17 protein-coding genes are annotated in these 18318 nt (G+C 46.5%); 9 read left to right on the top strand and 8 right to left on the bottom strand.

Annotated features, from left to right (window positions below; translation table 11 throughout):
- Window positions 1–80: 80 nt before the first annotated feature.
- Complete coding sequence (locus ACYVGO_RS05575) at window positions 81–2825, bottom strand: family 78 glycoside hydrolase catalytic domain (RefSeq protein ID WP_460968187.1); 2745 nt, start codon at window positions 2823–2825, stop codon at window positions 81–83.
- Window positions 2826–3194: 369 nt separating this feature from the next.
- Here ACYVGO_RS05575 and kaiC point away from each other — a divergent pair, with 369 nt between their 5' ends.
- From kaiC to ACYVGO_RS05550, 5 genes are all read left to right on the top strand, one after another.
- A complete protein-coding gene (gene kaiC, locus ACYVGO_RS05570) occupies window positions 3195–4904 on the top strand; it encodes a circadian clock protein KaiC (protein ID WP_142776202.1) in 1710 nt (569 codons plus the stop codon).
- Window positions 4905–4931: 27 nt separating this feature from the next.
- Window positions 4932–5225 (top strand): circadian clock KaiB family protein, encoded by a 294-nt coding sequence (locus tag ACYVGO_RS05565; protein WP_142776203.1) that lies wholly within the window; start codon window positions 4932–4934, stop codon window positions 5223–5225.
- Window positions 5226–5546 carry a circadian clock KaiB family protein gene (locus tag ACYVGO_RS05560; RefSeq protein ID WP_142776204.1) on the top strand — a complete coding sequence of 107 codons (321 nt, stop codon included), beginning with the start codon at window positions 5226–5228 and terminating at the stop codon, window positions 5544–5546.
- Between the two features lie 2 nt (window positions 5547–5548).
- Entirely contained in the window at window positions 5549–6862 is a 1314-nt protein-coding gene (locus ACYVGO_RS05555) for a sensor histidine kinase (RefSeq protein ID WP_460968184.1), read from the top strand.
- Window positions 6863–7226: 364 nt separating this feature from the next.
- Window positions 7227–7778: an RNA polymerase sigma factor gene (locus ACYVGO_RS05550; RefSeq protein ID WP_142776206.1), complete on the top strand. Its 552-nt coding sequence runs from the start codon at window positions 7227–7229 to the stop codon at window positions 7776–7778.
- A 209-nt stretch (window positions 7779–7987) separates the two neighbouring features.
- Here the strand turns inward: ACYVGO_RS05550 and ACYVGO_RS05545 are convergent, their stop codons facing one another.
- The gene (locus ACYVGO_RS05545; RefSeq protein WP_142776207.1) at window positions 7988–8392 is read right to left on the bottom strand and encodes an Hsp20/alpha crystallin family protein; all 405 of its coding nucleotides are present in this window, start codon (window positions 8390–8392) and stop codon (window positions 7988–7990) included.
- A 289-nt stretch (window positions 8393–8681) separates the two neighbouring features.
- On the opposite strand from ACYVGO_RS05545, the gene hemC reads away from it, so the two are divergent.
- The 3 genes from hemC (at window position 8682) to ACYVGO_RS05530 (ending at window position 11363) form a co-directional block, all read left to right on the top strand.
- Entirely contained in the window at window positions 8682–9608 is a 927-nt protein-coding gene (gene hemC / locus ACYVGO_RS05540) for a hydroxymethylbilane synthase (protein ID WP_142776208.1), read from the top strand.
- Window positions 9605–10042 (top strand): GNAT family N-acetyltransferase, encoded by a 438-nt coding sequence (locus tag ACYVGO_RS05535; RefSeq protein ID WP_142776209.1) that lies wholly within the window; start codon window positions 9605–9607, stop codon window positions 10040–10042. Before hemC ends, ACYVGO_RS05535 begins: the two co-directional genes overlap by 4 nt.
- 115 nt (window positions 10043–10157) lie before the next feature.
- On the top strand, window positions 10158–11363 hold the full coding sequence (locus ACYVGO_RS05530; RefSeq protein ID WP_460968181.1) for an ABC transporter permease: 1206 nt from the start codon (window positions 10158–10160) through the stop codon (window positions 11361–11363).
- An 83-nt stretch (window positions 11364–11446) separates the two neighbouring features.
- On the opposite strand, the gene ACYVGO_RS05525 is transcribed toward ACYVGO_RS05530, so the two are convergent.
- Both ACYVGO_RS05525 and ACYVGO_RS05520 read right to left on the bottom strand, forming a co-directional pair.
- A complete protein-coding gene (locus tag ACYVGO_RS05525) occupies window positions 11447–12493 on the bottom strand; it encodes an adenylate/guanylate cyclase domain-containing protein (protein ID WP_142776211.1) in 1047 nt (348 codons plus the stop codon).
- The gene (locus ACYVGO_RS05520) at window positions 12490–12870 is read right to left on the bottom strand and encodes a response regulator (protein ID WP_142776212.1); all 381 of its coding nucleotides are present in this window, start codon (window positions 12868–12870) and stop codon (window positions 12490–12492) included. Before ACYVGO_RS05520 ends, ACYVGO_RS05525 begins: the two co-directional genes overlap by 4 nt.
- An 85-nt stretch (window positions 12871–12955) precedes the next feature.
- Between ACYVGO_RS05520 and ACYVGO_RS05515 the strand changes: the two genes are divergently transcribed.
- Window positions 12956–13600, top strand: a complete 645-nt coding sequence (locus tag ACYVGO_RS05515; protein ID WP_142776213.1) for a Pycsar system effector family protein — start codon at window positions 12956–12958, stop codon at window positions 13598–13600.
- Between the two features lies 1 nt (window position 13601).
- Here the strand turns inward: ACYVGO_RS05515 and ACYVGO_RS05510 are convergent, their stop codons facing one another.
- The 4 genes from ACYVGO_RS05510 to ACYVGO_RS05495 form a co-directional block, all read right to left on the bottom strand.
- Complete coding sequence (locus ACYVGO_RS05510; RefSeq protein WP_460968178.1) at window positions 13602–14693, bottom strand: hypothetical protein; 1092 nt, start codon at window positions 14691–14693, stop codon at window positions 13602–13604.
- A gap of 137 nt (window positions 14694–14830) precedes the next feature.
- On the bottom strand, window positions 14831–15889 hold the full coding sequence (locus ACYVGO_RS05505; protein ID WP_460968176.1) for an alpha/beta hydrolase family protein: 1059 nt from the start codon (window positions 15887–15889) through the stop codon (window positions 14831–14833).
- A gap of 69 nt (window positions 15890–15958) precedes the next feature.
- Entirely contained in the window at window positions 15959–18118 is a 2160-nt protein-coding gene (locus ACYVGO_RS05500) for a tetratricopeptide repeat protein (RefSeq protein WP_460968174.1), read from the bottom strand.
- Between the two features lie 40 nt (window positions 18119–18158).
- Window positions 18159–18317, bottom strand: coding sequence for a sensor histidine kinase (locus ACYVGO_RS05495; RefSeq protein ID WP_460968846.1), 159 nt, complete (start codon window positions 18315–18317; stop codon window positions 18159–18161).
- Window position 18318 lies beyond the last annotated feature (1 nt).

Below are 18318 nucleotides of genomic sequence, written 5' to 3'. Positions count from 1 at the left end.
CTGTTCGCACTGATAGGTTTTGAGAAACCTCATTTGTCAGGTTCAAGAACCTGACAACACAAATATATAAACACGAAACGCTACAAACCGGCGCTGGTGAACGTATACACGCCCGATCCAATTTTTAGTACTACGTAACCCGGTTCACTACCAGACGCTGTCAAGCCTGCCGCTGCTAGCGATTTTCCACTTTCCAGAACAGTTTCGGCACTTTGGGCAGGTACATAAATGGTAGCTATTGTATTGGCGGGTACTTCCACGGTTAGCGTTAGATGACCCGATTCTTTTTTCCAACTTGAGCGAACGGTGCCATAATACGTTTGCAGACTCGCATTAGCGGAGGTCAGTTTGCCACCCGGTTGGGGTTTGATGATGCTATGTTTATAACCCGGCCCGGTTTCATCGGTGTCAATGCCCGTAATGGTCCGGTACATCCAGTCGCCGACAGCACCATATGCATAGTGGTTAAAGGAAGTCATGGATGGACTTTGGAATGTACTGTCGGGCTTCATAGAGTCCCAACGTTCCCATATTGTCGTCGCGCCCATTTTGACTGGATATAACCACGACGGATATGTTTCCTGCAAGAGCAGGTCATAGGCGACATCGGTACGCCCGAAACGGGTTAGCACATGGCATAGAAAAGGCGTTCCCAGGAAGCCCGTCGTAAGGTGATTCTTGTATTTTTTTATATTCCCGACCAGCCGATCAACGGCCTGTGGCCGCAAACTTTCGGGCATCATATCGAACTGTAATGCCAGCACGTAGGCCGTTTGTGTATCCGAAATCAACCGTCCGCTTGGGGTCATGTATGCATTCTGAAAGGCTGCTTTGATCCGACCCAGAAGCTCCGTGTAATGGGCAGCGTCTTCGGTTTTTCCCAATAGCGTTGCCGCTTTTCGCATTAGATCGGTACTGTACGCATAGAAGCACTGCGCCACTAAATGATTGTCGGTAAAGGCCGACTTGGCTTCGGAGGCCGGGCTGCCTTCGGTTGTTACGTAGGATAGCCAGTCGCCAAATTGAAAACCTTCGCTCCAGAGCGCGTTCCTGGCTACGCTTTCCATGTGGCTTTCATAGGCTTTCATGCTGGCATACTGTTGCTCCACAATTCGTTTATCGCCGTAGGCCAGGTACATATTCCAGGGAATGATGATACTCGCATCCGACCAACCGGCTGCCCCTGCGGGGTCTTCTTTAAGAGGACGTTTATTAAGCACATCTGGAATGATAAACGGAACAGCTCCGTTCGGGAACTGATCGGCAGCAACATCTTTGAGCCACTTCGCGAAGAAACTATTAACGCCAAAGTTGAAAGCCGCCGTTCTGGAAAACACTTCGGCATCCCCGGTCCACCCAAGCCGTTCATCGCGTTGCGGACAGTCAGTCGGCACATCCAGAAAATTACCTCGCTGGCCCCATTGAATATTGCTCTGTAGCTGATTGACCAGGGCGTTCGATGTGGTGAACTCACCCGTTTTCGGCATATCAGAGTACAACGTTATCGCGGTAAAATCGGCCGGATTGATCGGCCCCGTTAGCCCATTAATCTGTACGTAGCGAAAGCCGAAAAAGGTAAAATGGGGTTCGAGCGTTTCGGTTCCTCCTTTAAGCAAATAAGTGGCCTGTGCCTTCGCTGTACGCAGGTTTTCGAAGTAGGGATTACCGAATTTATCGAGCATCTCGACATGTGAAAGCACGATTTTATCACCAGCCTTTCCGGTTACCTTGAACTTTACCCAACCAACCAGATTCTGCCCGAAATCCAGCACGGTTTCGCCCTTTGGGGTAGTTAGCACTTTAATTGGCTGGCGGGTCTCATGCTGCCGAATGGGCTCATTGTAATTCGCAACCAGGTTTGTGTACCCAAACGGTTTCGTTGTTACTCCCGACCAATCGGAGTCAGAATAACCGGGGGTGGCCCAGCCTGTTTTCTCGAGCCGGGAATCATAGAGTTCACCATCGTAGATTTCGGCAAAACGAACAGGGCCGGTCGATGATTTCCAACGCTCATCGGTACTAACCGTTTCCGAACTTCCGTCGGTATACGTAATAGCCAATTCCCCTAATAGTGCCAAATTTTTGCCGTATATATTCTTTTGGTGCTCCCAAACCAACCGTCCGCGATACCAGCCACTGGCCAGCGAAACCCCAATCGCATTCTGACCTGGGATCAGTAAGCTGGTTACGTCGTAAGTCTGGTATTGAAGATGGTTGTTATAACTTGTCCAGCCGGGTGTCAGGTAGGCATCGCCGACGCGTTTACCGTTTATCTGGGCTTCATAAAGGCCATGCGCCGTGATAGACAAGGTAGCCGAACGCACTTTTTTAGAAGCGGCAAACACTTTACGTAATAATGGGCTGGGCCGGTTCACGGTATCTTCAACGAAACCCGGCTCTATCCACTTCGCTTTCCAGTTGGTGGCAGCCAACATACCCGTTTGCCAATAGGCCACAGGACTCCAGGCAGAGGGGTTCTCCGCTGTGTTATCCCAAATACGAACCTGCCAGAAATAGCGCTGTCTGGGTTTTAAAGCTTGGCCTGCATAAGCAATGTGTACCGACTGATCCGATGCCACTCGGCCGGATTGCCAGATCGCCCCTTTGGTTACGGAGGCTGCATCGGCACTTACCCGAACTTCATAAGCTGTTTGGCGGACATTCTGTTTGGTGGAATGAAGCTGCCAGCTAAATCGAGGCACGGCTACATCCAGCCCAATGGGATTGGTGCGATTTTCAGTCAACAGATTTTGAACATTCGACTGCGCAGATGTCCAGGTGCTTAAGCAGATAAGCAGTATGGAAAAAGGAAGTAACTGTTTCATATAAACGGCAGGCACCCTGATAGGCAGCTACATGATTTTTCAAAGGTAAAAAATGCTTATTCAACTACTTGCTCATACTTTCTTATCGTTCAGTTGGCCAATTTCCTCACAACCTAACGTGCTTAGGTGCTCAACAAAAAGCCATACAACCAGTTTAGCAAACTAGTGAACTTGTTTCGAATAGTCTTGAGGCCTTCGTACATACAATCCGTTACTTTACCAACCCTCAGACCAAACTATTCTTAACTTTTCGAGTATATACTTAGGAATCCCACGTCAAGTCTAACTAAAATAATGAGGCAAAGACGTTTATGAATATCATTTGTAGATAAAGCCGATGATTTTAGAATCAGACCCCTCTATACTTAGATGAGTTTAACGAGATCAAACAAACACAATAGCCCCTTAAAGCCCCTGCCTAAAACGCCAACTGGTATTGTAGGGCTGGATGAAATAACGCATGGAGGTCTACCCGCAGGCCGTCCAACCCTCATTTGCGGCAGTGCTGGCAGTGGTAAAACCCTGTTCTCTATTGAATTTATTGTTCGAGGAGCAATGGATCATGATGAGCCGGGTGTCTTTATGGCTTTTGAGGAAAAAACGGAAGAACTAGCCCAGAATGTGGCATCGTTGGGATTTGATCTTGACCAGCTTCAAAAAGATAAGCTGGTCAAACTTGATCACGTCCATATTGAACGAAGCGAAATCGAAGAAACGGGCGAATATGACCTGGACGGGCTTTTTATCCGCCTAGGCTATGCTATTGATAGTATAGGTGCCAAACGAGTTGTGCTGGATACAATTGAAAATCTGTTTGCTGGCCTAACGAATCAGGGCATTCTACGCGCCGAACTAAGACGCTTGTTCGAATGGCTGAAAGAAAAGAAGGTAACCACTATTATTACGGGCGAAAAAGGAGATGGAACCCTAACCCGTCATGGGCTTGAGGAGTATGTGTCTGACTGCGTTATTTTACTTGACCATCGGGTTACCAACCAAATTTCTACCCGACTTCTGCGTATTGTCAAGTATCGAGGATCAACGCATGGTACGAATGAATATCCCTTTTTGATTAATGAAAAGGGGATTTCTGTATTACCTGTTACGTCCTTAACGCTGGATCATCCTGTTTCGTCCGAGCGAATTTCGTCGGGTATCTATACCCTGGATAAAATGCTGGATGGCAAAGGCTTTTTTCGCGGAAGCAGCATTCTGGTCTCCGGCACGGCAGGTACGGGTAAAACCAGTATTGCGGCCTCGTTTGCCGATGCCTCCTGTCGGCGCAATGAACGATGTATCTATTTTGCCTTCGAAGAATCTCCGCAGCAGATCATTCGAAATATGCGCTCTATTGGTCTCGACCTGCAGCATCATATTGATAAAGGGTTATTGAAATTCCAGGCTTCCAGGCCCACCCTTAATGGACTGGAGATGCATCTGGTATCTATTCACAGCCAGATTCAGGAATTTAAGCCATCCACGGTCATTCTGGACCCAATTACTAATCTGATTACGGTTGGTTCAGTTAGCGATGTGAAGTCGATGTTGATGCGGCTGATTGATTTTCTACAAGCCGAGCAAATTACAGTTCTATTCACGGCGCTCTCCTTAAACAATGTTGTTAACGAGCAAACTGACGAAGGCGTATCATCGCTGGTGGATGCCTGGTTATTGGTTCGGGATATTGAGTCTAACGGTGAACGTAACCGAGGGATGTATATCATGAAGTCCAGGGGCATGAAGCATTCCAATCAGGTTCGGGAATTTATCATTACTGATAAAGGAATGGAAATGGTAGATGTTTATTTAGGGCCAGAAGGCGTATTAACCGGTTCGGCCCGGGAAGCCCAGCAACTACAGGAAGAAACAGGTATTGTTCTGCGTGAACATGCCCTTAGCCGGAAAGACCGTGAAATTGAGCGTAAGCGGTTAGTTCTTGAATCGAAAATAACCAGCCTGAAAGAAGAATTCGAATCGGTACAGGACGAGTTAAATAAGACCTATATCGAGGATGAACTACGTAAAGAGGTACTAGATAAGAATCGGGAGCAAATGACTCGTAGCCGCCATAAGGAGTAAATCTAGCGTTCCACCAACTCACTATACATGAAAACAAAAGAAGAAATCTGGGAGTTGCGACTCTACATTGCCGGAAATACCCCTAAATCTCAAACGGCTCTGAGCAATTTAAAGAAGTACTGCGAGGAGCACTTAAAGGGTAAATACATTATTGAGGTGATTGATTTATTGGTGAAACCCCAATTGGCCGAAGGCGACCAGATTTTTGCCGTGCCAACCTTAGTGAAAAAAGTACCCGAGCCCATTCGAAAGATTATTGGTGACCTATCGAATGAGGAAAAAGTCTTAGTAGGATTGAACATTCGTCCGGCAATTAAGTAGATGATTGAGCCATCAAGAACCGGGGATACCGATCCAGATTCGGAAGATTGTCTCTATGTATTGCATTTATTTGTAACTGGAGCGTCCTTGCATTCAACCCGGGCCATTACGAACATTAAGCACATCTGTGAGTCATATCTCCCGGGTAAGTACTCGCTGGAAATAATTGATGTGTATCAGCAAAAGGAGCGGGCAGAACAGGAACAACTAATTGCTCTGCCTCTATTAATAAAACGTTTGCCCCTGCCTGAACGAAGGTTAGTTGGTGATCTGTCCGATACAGAAAAGGTACTCAACGGATTAGGAATTTCCAGGAAATAAGAATGAGTGCGTCTAAAACATATGAGCAACTGGTAGCAGAGAATGAAAGTCTACGCTGGCAACTCGAAGAAGCAAATGAAACGATACAGGCGATTCGAACCGGCCAGATCGATGCATTGGTTGTGGAAGGCGAAGATGGCCATGAACTTTATACCCTAAAAACTGCGGATCAGACCTACCGTATTTTTATTGAAACAATGAATGAAGGGGCCGTAACCCTCAATAGAGATGGCCTTATTTTATACAGTAATTCAACCTTTGCTTTAATGGTAGATTTGCCTTTATCGAAAGTTATTGGCTTATCATTTGATCAATTTATCGCTCCTGATTCCAGGGAGGAATTTGACGCTTTGTTTAAAGGTGTCTGGAAAGGTAATCGGAAGATTGAATTTACGCTTAGCAGTACTCAAAAAGTAGTACCCTGCCAGCTCTCCGCCACTGCCCTAGAACTAGATGGTGGCGTTTGCCTGAGTATGATTCTTACTGATTTGACGCTACAAAAGGAAACTCAGCAGTTATTAAAAGTAAACAACGAGCAGCTCGCCAGAGCAAATACAGCACTTCAGGTTAGTAATCAGGCGTTAAATCGGTCCAATAGCAATCTTCAGCAGTTCGCCTACATTGCCAGTCATGACCTACAGGAGCCTCTACGAAAGATCCAATCCTTTGGCGATCTGCTAAAAAGCCAGTTTGCCGCCCAGTTAGGTGAAGGAGTCAACCATCTGGAGCGTATGCAGGTTGCGGCCGGCCGAATGTCAACCCTAATTAAAGACCTACTGAGTTTTTCGCGCATTTCTACCCAACAGAATACAACAGCCCTTGTTTCATTGACGGGGGTAGTCAATATGGTCTTAACGGATCTGGAACTACGCATCCAGGAAACAGGTGCTGTGGTAAAAGTTGACCCATTGCCTACTATACAAGGCGATAAATCGCAGTTGGAACAGTTATTTCAGAATTTACTGAGTAATGCACTGAAGTTTCGCCGGGCCGATGTTATCCCTCAAATTCAAGTCAGCTCTCAAACGATAGCTGCTTCAGAAATTCCCGATTCAATCAAGCCAACACACCAGGCTGATACCTACTACCAAATCAACGTTTCAGACAATGGAATTGGCTTTGATCAGAAGTATGTCGATCGCATATTTCAGGTTTTCCAGCGGTTGCATAGCAAAAGTGAATTTGCAGGCACAGGTATTGGCTTAGCCATTTGCGAAAAGGTAGCCGCCAATCATGGCGGGGCAATTACGGCTCATAGTGAACCTAGCAAAGGCACTACATTCCAGGTTTATTTCCCCACAGAAGGTAACATATAGTAAATCAGTTCATACAAATAATTAGCTACTAACATCACCGTGTTACTGGCTAATTTAATCATCCCAACATGTCTGTAGGCTAAATTTGTTCGTCTATTAGCGCATTAAAGTATATGCATTACTCGAGCCCCAACTTATTCCAGCAGTGGAACGAATACATAACTATCTAAAATAGTGCACATTACAATAGGATAGAGTCAATTAACTAATTGTATTGAATACCAAAATTAAAAATACTTATATATAAACACCGCTTAATAAATTCATAGCACCAATATTAACCAAAAGAAAATATTAATGTCTATTAACCATATAGATACATTTAATTTGTAAACTAAAACTAACCCATAATTAACAATTTCTCATGCAGGTTGCGTTAACCGACGAAGAGATGATTCGGCAGTACTTACCTACTCAGCCCGATCACTGCTTCGAAGCCCTTTATAACCGGTATGTCAAGAAAGTTTACCGGCGATGCCTGTCAATGACCAATGATTCGTTACAGGCCGAAGATTTTACCCACGATATTTTTTTGAAAGTATTCCATAAACTGGATGCTTTTCAACAACGGTCAAGCTTTTCGACCTGGCTTTATTCAATCGCATATAACTACTGCGCCGACCAGATCAAGCTTGCCAAACGATTGCCAACCACCACCCTGGAAGGAGGTCTGGATTGGCACGGAGCTGACCCAATGGAAGCCCAATTGCACGAAGAAACGCTCCAGATTGTCAGACAGGCGATGGAAACCCTTTCTGTTGATGAGCGTAAGCTGCTCCGTTTAAAGTACGAAGACAATATGAGCATCGAAGAAATTGCTCAGTTGTATGATCTCAAGCTTAGTGCGGTTAAAATGAGACTTAAGCGGAGCCGGGAGAAGGTGCAGCGTTTGTGTGCGCAACAGTGCCATAGCTAATGGATTTTGCCTACAGAAATGATAAGTAGTGATTTTGATTCATAGTAAAGCCCAATCATCAACATGATTGGGCTTTACTATAAGCGGGCAGTCTGATGGATTAAGCCCTACCGGCTAAAAAATCAAAAAGCCGCTTCCGTAAAAGCGGCTTTGAACTCATCTATAGGCTACAGGACCCTCAAGTCCCGGAAGGAGTGCAGCGGTAATGATTAAAATAAGTTTTTGATGTCGATCCTACGATGCAGATGCTCTTCATCTTTGAAGGGCAGCATGACCAGAACCCTACCGTGTTCGTGAACGGCCTCAATATGATCGGCGTCAATAAAAGACGGAATGTCCAGAACCCGTAAAAACATCGGTACAGCCAACCGTTGGCTCGTGCCCTCTTCCTGACGCTCAGATGTACTGACCAGCAATGTATAGAGAACGAGTTTACTGCCCTCAACCAACACATTGAATGAGTTGGCCTTTACGCCCGGAGCAGATAGGGTTATAATTAAGCGTTCATCTTCCCGCTCAACGTTCATGGTGGTCTGACTCGACCCACCATATAGGGTATTCAGCAAGTCGATCTGTCCGCCGGTTCCCTTAAACACGTTTTCTATCGCTTTCATAGTGGATGTTGTTTACTGCTTTATTCAATTCTTTTAAGTATTAGACAAACCTCGTGCCTAATGGATTAATCCTACTTATATCGGCCAGGATGGCAGCCCAAAAGCACTCTTTTTCGTTGAATTATGCCGTTTTGACACTGGAGCCGTCTATTCTGCCACTTTTATTATCTATGTACGGAAAAACAATAGTGTTGCGATTTATGGGCTCTGTGTGGCTCTCTTTCTACACTTTACCACAGTGTATCTGCGTTACTAAAACCTGACTTTCCTACCGTATCTTTGTCAGATCATGCATATTAAAGTTGGAACGCGAAGCAGCCGATTAGCCATCTGGCAGGCAGACTACATACAAACGTTACTTCAGCAAGCGGGCTTAACCTCCGAGTTGGTACTCATTGAAACCAAAGGCGATTTGGTACTCGACCGGTCGCTAGCTAAGATTGGGAGCAAGGGCGTATTTACACAGGAACTTGAAGACCAACTGCGCGATGGCAGCATCGATATTGCTGTTCATAGTGCCAAAGACCTTCCCTCAAGCCTCCCTCCCGATTTGGGAATCATTGCCTTTACCGAGCGTGAACTGGCTAACGATGTGTTGGTTAGCCGAAACAAAGAGGTATCTCTGCGCGGAGGCCCGGTATTTCGCATTGGCACATCGTCTACACGACGGGTAGCCATGCTCAAACACTATTGCCCACACCTGACTACGGTTGATATGCGCGGTAATCTGCAAACGCGTATTCGCAAACTCGACGAAGGTCAATGCGATGCATTGCTGCTTGCCTATGCGGGCGTTCATCGGATGGGGTATGATGACCTGATTGTAGAACACCTGCCCATCACCGAATTTACGCCCGCTGTTGGCCAGGGGAGCGTAGCTATTGAGGTAGCCACTTCGCTGGATAGTCAGGTTTCTGAAGCCCTCACCCGAATCATTAATCATGAGCCGACTGCGGCCTGTTTACGGGCTGAGCGTGCATTTCTGGCCAGACTGGAAGGCGGATGTAGTATTCCATCGTTCGCGCTGGCTCAGTGGACCAGTGACCAGATGATCAGCCTAACGGGTGGTTTGGTTAGTCTGGACGGTAGCCAACTGCTCCGCGAAACCTTTTCCGGCACACCCGAAGAAGCCCCATTATTAGGCCATTCATTAGCCGAAAGCATTCTGGAACGTGGGGGTGATGAATTACTACAACAAATCCGCCAACAACTATGACCGTAACGATTGCTCAATCCGATGCCGATATTCGGCGCTGTGTGCCTGCTATGCTGGCCTTACGTTCCCACCTGACACCTGACCAGGCTTTTGACCGAATTCGCGCTCAACAAGCCAGCGACGGCTTCGTACTTGCCTTTGTGGATACGGGGAATCCATCGGAAACGGTTCCTGCGGTAATTGGCTATCGGTATTTGAATTTCCTATACAGCGGCAAAACGCTGTATATCGACGATTTGTCGACCCTACCCGAAGGACGTGGTAAAGGATACGCCAACGCCTTACTTGATTTCGTGATCGATCAGGCACGGCAATCGGGTTGCCAGTGTGTATCGCTCGATTCAGGACAGAATCCGGGTCGTTATGACGCCCACCGCTTATACCTGAATAAACGATTTAATATTGCCAGTCATCATTTTAAACTGGATTTGTAATGTGTTTATTTAACCGCAAAGGACGCAAGCGATAGCGCAAAGAGCGCGGAGAAAACTTTACTTTGCGTTCTTTGCGCTATCCCTTGCGTCCTTTGCGGTTAACTCTTAAAATACTATGAATCTTTTTCGAATTAGTTGGAGTAATCTAAAAGATAAGCCTCTAAGCAGTTTTCTGAGCGGGTTGCTGATGACCTTTGGCATCACGATTATTTCGCTGTTGTTATTGCTGAACAAGCAATTGGACGACCAGTTTCGGAAAAATATCAAAGGAATCGATATGGTTCTGGGTGCCAAAGGGAGCCCACTTCAACTAATTCTGTCGAGTATTTATCAAATTGATTCACCGGTCGGTAATATCCCGCTCGATGAAGCCGAACGGCTCACCCACAATCCGATGATTAAAACGGCCATCCCGCTGTCTATGGGCGATAATTATCAGTCGTTCCGGATTTTGGGTACGAACAAGAAATACCTCGATCATTTTGAAGCAACGGTTGGGCAAGGGAAGTTATTCGAGCAGAATTTAGAGGTAGTCATTGGCCCCCGCGTTGCTGCTGTTACCGGCTTAAAAATTGGCGATACCTTTTCAGGTTCACATGGCCTGGATAAAGAGGGTGAAGTTCATGCCGGCTCAAAATATAAGGTCGTGGGTATTCTGAACCCAACTAATACAGTTACAGACCAACTTATTCTGACTCCTCTTTCAAGTATCTGGGCTATTCATGACCACGGTCATGAAGAAGGTGAAGCCCATGAGGAAGAAGGGCACGAGGAAGCCCCTCACGAGATTACGAGTATGCTTATAAAGTTCCGAAATCCAATGGGTATGATGGTTGCCAGGGGCATTAACAGCAACTCAAAACTTCAGGCAGCCTTACCCAATATTGAAATCAACCGGCTGTTTACGTTACTGGGCGTTGGCGTTGAAACCTTACGTGGATTAGCTATTGTGATTATGCTTATTTCGGGCGTTAGCGTATTCGTATCTCTGTACAATTCATTGAAAGAACGACGCTACGAAATGGCCCTGATGCTATCTATGGGTGCTACGCGAGCTCAATTATTCGGCATGCTCTTACTCGAAGGGCTAGTATTGGCATTAATTGGTTTTGGCTTAGGCATTTTGCTGAGCCGCGTTGGCCTGTGGCTCTTTTCAAGCAGCGTTTCAGAAGATTATCATTACAACCTGGCCGCATTTGGCATCCTTCCTGAAGAATGGATCTTGTTGGGCGTAGCCATTCTAATTGGCTTAATAGCCGCTGCCCTCCCCGCCATAGGCGTCTACCGCATGAATATTTCCCGAACCCTGGCAGAGGATTAATGTAAAATGAACAATGGTTAATGTATAATGCAGCTAACATGCGTCATTAACATTAACCATTGTTTATTTTACATTAATCCACATTATCCCACTACGTTATAAATTACGACAGGGGCGGATTTATTCTTTAGCGTTACTTCACCAATGCGTTCGCAGGTGAAGGATTCGGCAACTTGCTGCTGTGCCGACTCGGCAATGACAATTTGACCGGGTTGTGCTACCGATTGTAATCGCTGAGCGGTATTAACCGCATCACCAATAACGGTGTAATCTAATCTTCGTAGGGCTGTTGAACCAATATTGCCCGATACCATCTCGCCCGTATTAATCCCGATGGAAACTTGCGGATGATAAGTGGGATTGGTAACCAGACTATCTTCAAGCGTAGCAATCTGCGTCCGCACCGCCAGCGCAGCCTCAATGGCCCGATCAAAATGGTAGTCTCCCCGGAAAACAGCCATTACCGCATCGCCCATAAATTTATCGACGTAGCCACCCTGCCCAAGAATCTCCTTAACCATCACATCGAAATACCGATTTACCAACCGGACAACCGTATCAGGTTCTTCTCGCTCTGAAATCGATGTAAACCCGCAAATATCAATGAATAGGACGGTGGCAACTACGGTTTCACTGGCCGAGAGCGACGTCTCAAATTCGGGCTTGTTCATAAACGTCAGCACCGACTCATCCACGTACATGCGCAGGATATTGTTTTCCTTAATGGCCTGCAATGTTTGCCGGAGCTGCATGATGTACTCCATCGTTTTAGCCATTGTCAACTCCAGATCCTCGAAATTGACAGGTTTGGTAACGAAGTCAAACGCGCCCCGATTCATAGCTGTACGAATATTATCCATATCGCCGTAGGCGGATACGATCACCGCTTTGAGCATTGGATTGCTTTCGTGCAACTTGATCAATAGTGTCAGGCCATCCATACCTGGCATATTAATATCGGTCAGCACCATGTCTGTATCGGGTTGCTGAGCCAGCATTTCCAGTGCTTCTACACCATCATGGGCAAAGATGAATTCGTATTTTTTTTCCCGAATCTGTCTTCGAAACTTTTGCTTGATCAGTAATTCAAGATCCGTCTCGTCGTCAACCACCAATATTTTGGCATTCATGCTAAATCGTGTAGTTTTTGTTTGAGAACCGTAAAGTCGAGCGGTTTCGTCAGAAAATCGTTGGCTCCCAATTTAACAGCCTGTTCCTGTGACTCCGGGTCACCGTAGGCTGTAATCATCATAACAACGGGTGGTGGAGGTGTCTTAAAACCCTCCCGAATATGGCGTAATAATTCAAAGCCACTCATACCGGGCATATTGATATCAGACAGGATCAAGATAACCTCCGATTGATGATCGGCCAGGTAGGAAAGAGCCTCTTCGCCTGAATTGGCAAAGTCTAATTTAAATTCTGCATTACGAATTTCGCGACGGAACCGCTGAAGAAACAAGTCTTTTACGTCTGTTTCATCGTCAACAACTAAAATTTTCATCATTGCTCGGAAGGGTATGACTCAAAGATAGAAAATTTGCCTCAGGCATCATAGATTTGTAAACTTACTACTGAATAACACCTCATCCATGGCTCCAACACCGCAGGAAAACCAAATTGACGTAGGAGCAAACCCGCCCTCCCCCACACAAATACCTGAAATCCCAACGCTTAAAAAGTCAAAAAAAGAAAAAAATAAGAAAGCCAGTAAAGGGGTTGAAACACTATTTCGAACCACACTGTCGAACCATATGAAACTCAGTGAGATGGCCGATCGAAAGGCTAATCTGATGATTTCTATCAATACCATTATTGTTTCCATCATCATTTCAGCTTACGCCCGAAAATACGATGCCCCAGATAACCTGCTTATCCCTAGTTTACTATTGCTGGCGGTCTGTCTGGTTACCATTATTGTTTCATTGATTGCAACCAATCCAACGATTTCGCCCATAAAAAAGCGGAACAGTATACCGGAGGATCGCCCAATTGATTTGCTGTTCTTCGGCTACTATTCCCAGCTTTCGTTAGACGAGTATCGCAAAAAACTGCGCAAACTGCTCAGCAACGATGATGACCTTTATACTAGTCTGATCAATAATATATATGCTCAGGGGCAGGTTCTGGCCCGAAAATACCGGCTACTCAAATTTGCCTACCAGTTTTTTATGATTGGCTTCTCGGTGGTCGTCATCACCGTTGTGATAGCCCTGCTCGCTACGTATTATAGCTAATTCAGTTTAGCCCTTTAATGACCACGCCCGACTGGACATTCTGGCGGAATATGGCTCGTGCCGATGCCGGTTTGCTGAGGAGCGCATAAAAATCATCCAGGTATCTTACTGTACGCTTTACATAGGTTTTATCCAATCGGCTATCGTTCTGATAGAGCGCGTAGACTTGAGGTTTTATCTGATTGAATTTATCGAATACCTGTTGCAGAAGCGGCATCGGGTAAGTAGGCCCCCGGTAGACCCGCTCCCGAACCGATGAAAGACCGAGCTGTTCCGCAGGTTTTGCATAAGACGCTTCAACAATACCGGCATGATCAAAGTCATAGGGTACTGGTAGCGAGCTCGTTACGCCATCAGCAAACAAGCGAATGTTGTGCAAATAAGGCACTGACCAATCAGTATTCCCGATCATGTATTCAAAAACGGCAACGGTAGCCATGCCCAGCGAATCAGCATAACCCATCCCTATTTGCTTCATGGTATTGAGTTTTACGTTATTTCGTTTTGCCAGATCACTCTCATCTTCGAGCAGAAAGCCCCAATGTGTTTCAGGCGCGCGCTTCCCCAGCGAATCGGCATAGGTAACCCGAGCCAATTGAGCCCGGAAGCTTAAGTCTGTGAGCAGATTGTAGAGTTTATACACCAGGTATTCACGTACGACCCATTCGTCATTCTGGCAGTGCGTGACCAGTTTCATCTTATTCTGATGCGCAAATAAAGTCTTCTTAACTTTCTTTTTGGGGAGATCAATCAATAGGGGCGGAAATGTGCAGTTGACTTTACTTCTCCGAAAATTCCCCCGGACTTTCAGTGTCAGGGGTAAGGTATCTAGCTCACTCCCATTCGTATAGGTTAGCACTGCAAGGTGGGTAATCGGCTTATCACCTCTATCTTTTGTCAGATCGCGCAGATTGGCAGTCAGTGTAAATTCTAGCTCACGATCAAGGTCAAATAGTGAAGGTTGCTTGTTGGTATCGGCAGCAATCCTCTTTTTAGGTTTTAAGGCCGAGCTTTTCGTGCTATCCTGAGCGACCGCATCTGGTGTAACACAGGCAGCCCAAACCAGCAGCCCAAGGAGGTAATAGGGTTTCATAGTAGCTTAAAATATGGGCAATTTAATGGAAAATGGGGCGCCAGTCTACTTCATAAAAGCCCGTGCCGATAGGTTCAATAGCGACACGGGCTTTACAAGAAAAACGAACTGGATAAAATGCCGTGTTTATGGCTAGCTCATTTTACAGCAGCAGGTGGCGTCAGATAGCGGGCCAGAAACTTGTATATCTCTTCGCGCGAATCACGAGCCAGTTTAGTATCAAGTCGATTGAAGCTATGCCCACCCGGCGCGTCCTGATAAATCTTGTACTCGAACTTTTTCTCGTGTGCTTTCAGAGCATTTATTAGTGATTCAACCTCCAGTACATTCACATCTTCATCATTCGTGTTGGTATGAATAAGCAGGGGCGTTTTCAGTTTCTGCGCATTCCAGACTGGCGACCGCCGACGGTATTCGGCCACATTATCGGAGGGGTCTTTACCAATGTGGGTAGCTGCCGAGAATATGGTTCGATAGCTGGCGGGTTTGTATCCCAATCGGGCAATGATGTCGGTAACAGGAACACCTGCATACGCCACTTTGTAATCTTCGGGATGGTCGAAAATATTCATCAATGAGATCATTCCTCCGTGGCTCCATCCGATAATACCCACCCGGTCGGCATCTACCTGGGGCATGTTCTCAACGGCCCATCGTTTTCCTGCCAGTACGTCGTCGTTTTCGTAATCGCCGTAATCTATTTGATTATAGAAGGTTCCGCCATAGCCAACGCTCCCTCTATATTCCGGGGCCAGGATGAGGTATCCCTGATCAACCAACTCCCGAACAACATGTGCATAGAGCGTACTGAAATCGCCATGTACACCATCGTGCACGAAAATAAGTAGAGGTAGTTTTTTGGCCGATGCAAACTTCCGGGACACAAAGGTGTAAGCTGGAATTACGACAGGGTTATTGGCTCCCTGACCGGTTGGGTTTTTGATGACATGCGGAGGCTTACTGGCATATCGGACCTTGTCAATAATGGCTATGTCGCCCAGTTTTTGGTACCATAGTAAGTCATCAATGCTTTTTGCCAACCCCTGATCTGAGAAGCGTAGATTTTCTTCCAGCATCCGAACACGTTCGTTCAAATCAACGGACGCGGGTGATGCCGTTTGGCTGGGTGGGGCTGTTTGTCCATAACTACAGACGTGAAGGAGGAAAATTAATGTAGCGAGATACAGGTTGTACATAAGTTAGTTGATTGAGTTATTGGCAAAATACTATTGTTTCTACCTAAGCTCCATCATCTAATCTGTTTCTTAAGCAGGAAGGGAAATTACGAATTTTGTCCCTTTTCCCTCTTCACTTTCAACGGTTAATGTTCCACTATGGCCCTTTGTTACAATATCATAGGCCAGCGATAAACCTAAACCTGTGCCCTCACCCGTGGGCTTGGTCGTGAAAAAAGGCTGGAAGATCTTCTGTTGTACCGACTCAGGAATCCCGGTGCCATTGTCACTAACCACAATCACCGCCTGGCTGTTGTCACAACGAGTGCTGATCGATACCGTTGGTTGGTAGGCCAGGTCTGGGTGCTGCTTCTGACGTTGCTGAACGGCATAAAACGCATTGGTGAACAGATTCAGCAATACCCGGCCAATATCCTGGGGAATCATACTGATCTGACCCAGGGATGCATCAAAGTCCGTCTTCAATACGGCGTTGAAGGTCTTGTCTTTAGCCCGCAAGCCGTGGTAAGCCAGCCGTAGGTATTCATCAGCCAGCGCATTCAGATCCGTTCGCTCTTTACGACCCGTACTTTTGCGCGAGTGTTCCAGCATTCCCTTTACGATACCCGATGCCCGGTTACCATGCTGACTGATTTTTTGAAGGTTATTCGATAAATCAGTTAATAATTCATCCTCAAGCTCTTCATCCCGATCCGCCCCCTTTTTTCGCTCTTCTTGTAACTCCTGCACCAACTCAGTACTTACTTCGGAAAAGTTATTGACGAAATTGAGGGGGTTTTGAATCTCATGCGCAATACCGGCCGTCAACTCGCCCAATGAAGCCATTTTCTCACTGTGAATCAACTGATTTTGTGTAGACTTCAATTCGGCTAGTGCTTGATTCGTCTGATCGCGCTGGATCTGAATTTCTGTCTTTTGCTGCTGCAGGAGGGCATTGGCTTTTTGCTTCTGGCGATTGTTGCGGTAGACCAGAAAGAGTAAGCCCAGGACTAGCCCCATGCCAACGAGGGTGCCAATTAGCAGTTGCCGTTGTCGCTGTGCCGTGGCGGTTTGTAAGGCTTTGTCTTTTTTTAACAAGGCAATTTGCGTTTGCTTTTCGGCAAGCCCGTAATTGTATTGCAGGATAGCCAATTGCTGCTGTGTATTTCGCCCAGACAGCGTATCTACGTAAGCAATGTACTTCTGCTGAGCCGCATAGGCATCGACAAACTTGTTCTGGGCCGCATACACCTGTGCCAAAATTTCATTAGCATCCCGAGATGCCTCTCTGTAACCGATTTGTCGACTCAAGTTCCAGCTACGAAGCGCGTTAACCAACGCACTATCAAGCCTATTCTGCTTGAGATAGGCTCGGGCTACTACCGTTTGAGTCCACACAACCACATCCGTTTCGGGTATTTTCGTTAAAACCGACAGCGCACGGCGGGCCATATTAAGCGCATCGTCATAGTTACCCTGTGCCACATATACAGCCGCCAGATTGCTCTCGGCCTGAGCTGCCAGACGAGGCCTGTTTAATGCATGGGCCAACCGGATCGACTTGTTGTAATAGCGATCAGCCCGGTCATAATCCTCCTGAAGTCGGTAAAGGTCACCAAAGCCATTCAACGACCGGCAAACGCCCTCCTGATCATTCGTACGCTCAAATAACTGAATAGCTGCCGATTGAATAGCTAAACCCTGCTGGTAATCGCCCAGTATAATGTGTAAACTACCCAAACGAGCTGTTGTGCGGGCTAATAGCTCCAGATTAGCTGCTTTTTCGGCTAACTGCTGTGCTTGCAGATTGTACGTTAGGGCCAACACATAATCGCCCCGTTGCGTATAAAACCAGCCAATTTGGCTCAGTACGCGCGCCATACCTGTCCGATCATTCAATTGCCTGAATAGTGCCAAAGCCTGATTCAGGTAAGGGAGCGTTTGTTGATACTCTCTATCCGTAGCATGGCCAATTCCCAGATTATAGAGCGCCGTGGCTTCTCCCCGCTGGTAATTGAGTTTTCGGGCTACTATCAATGCTTCCTGAGCAAACAAAAGGGTTTGTTGCGGCTGGTCACCCCGGAGTAGATAGGCTAATGCATTCAGCCGGTTTACCCGGATCGTATCGGCCTGTAGATGGCCGGCCAATTGGGTACGTAGTGCGATCCGTAACGAATCCTGTGCCTGTACGCTGGTTGCCGTTGCGGCCAACCAAAGCAATAGACTAAACAACAATGGGCGAATAGGCATAGTAACTAGCTGAAACCGGCACCAACTAACTAGTCAACCCTTAAGCCGGTAATGTTATGGTAAATGTTGTCCCTTCTCCTTCCTTACTTTCCACCTCCAACGTTCCCCCATGCCCCTTTGTTACAATATCATACGCCAACGATAAACCTAAACCTGTGCCCTCACCCGTGGGCTTGGTCGTGAAAAAAGGCTGGAAGATC

Source organism: Spirosoma migulaei, assembly GCF_054776855.1.
Note: the sequence above shows the minus strand (reverse complement) of the source record. Positions and strands in the feature narration are given on the sequence as shown.

Bases quoted from the DNA above. Each gene is read 5' to 3' on its own strand.
- ACYVGO_RS05555 (WP_460968184.1), top strand. From the start codon at position 5,549: ATGAGTGCGTCTAAAACATATGAGCAACTGGTAGCAGAGAATGAAAGT.
- kaiC (WP_142776202.1), top strand. From the start codon at position 3,195: ATGAGTTTAACGAGATCAAACAAACACAATAGCCCCTTAAAGCCCCTG.
- ACYVGO_RS05545 (WP_142776207.1), bottom strand. From the start codon at position 8,392: ATGAAAGCGATAGAAAACGTGTTTAAGGGAACCGGCGGACAGATCGAC.
- ACYVGO_RS05560 (WP_142776204.1), top strand. From the start codon at position 5,226: ATGATTGAGCCATCAAGAACCGGGGATACCGATCCAGATTCGGAAGAT.
- ACYVGO_RS05500 (WP_460968174.1), bottom strand. From the start codon at position 18,118: ATGCCTATTCGCCCATTGTTGTTTAGTCTATTGCTTTGGTTGGCCGCA.
- ACYVGO_RS05550 (WP_142776206.1), top strand. From the start codon at position 7,227: ATGCAGGTTGCGTTAACCGACGAAGAGATGATTCGGCAGTACTTACCT.
- ACYVGO_RS05565 (WP_142776203.1), top strand. From the start codon at position 4,932: ATGAAAACAAAAGAAGAAATCTGGGAGTTGCGACTCTACATTGCCGGA.
- ACYVGO_RS05515 (WP_142776213.1), top strand. From the start codon at position 12,956: ATGGCTCCAACACCGCAGGAAAACCAAATTGACGTAGGAGCAAACCCG.
- ACYVGO_RS05535 (WP_142776209.1), top strand. From the start codon at position 9,605: ATGACCGTAACGATTGCTCAATCCGATGCCGATATTCGGCGCTGTGTG.
- ACYVGO_RS05530 (WP_460968181.1), top strand. From the start codon at position 10,158: ATGAATCTTTTTCGAATTAGTTGGAGTAATCTAAAAGATAAGCCTCTA.
- ACYVGO_RS05575 (WP_460968187.1), bottom strand. From the start codon at position 2,825: ATGAAACAGTTACTTCCTTTTTCCATACTGCTTATCTGCTTAAGCACC.
- ACYVGO_RS05520 (WP_142776212.1), bottom strand. From the start codon at position 12,870: ATGATGAAAATTTTAGTTGTTGACGATGAAACAGACGTAAAAGACTTG.
- ACYVGO_RS05505 (WP_460968176.1), bottom strand. From the start codon at position 15,889: ATGTACAACCTGTATCTCGCTACATTAATTTTCCTCCTTCACGTCTGT.
- ACYVGO_RS05525 (WP_142776211.1), bottom strand. From the start codon at position 12,493: ATGAATGCCAAAATATTGGTGGTTGACGACGAGACGGATCTTGAATTA.
- ACYVGO_RS05510 (WP_460968178.1), bottom strand. From the start codon at position 14,693: ATGAAACCCTATTACCTCCTTGGGCTGCTGGTTTGGGCTGCCTGTGTT.
- hemC (WP_142776208.1), top strand. From the start codon at position 8,682: ATGCATATTAAAGTTGGAACGCGAAGCAGCCGATTAGCCATCTGGCAG.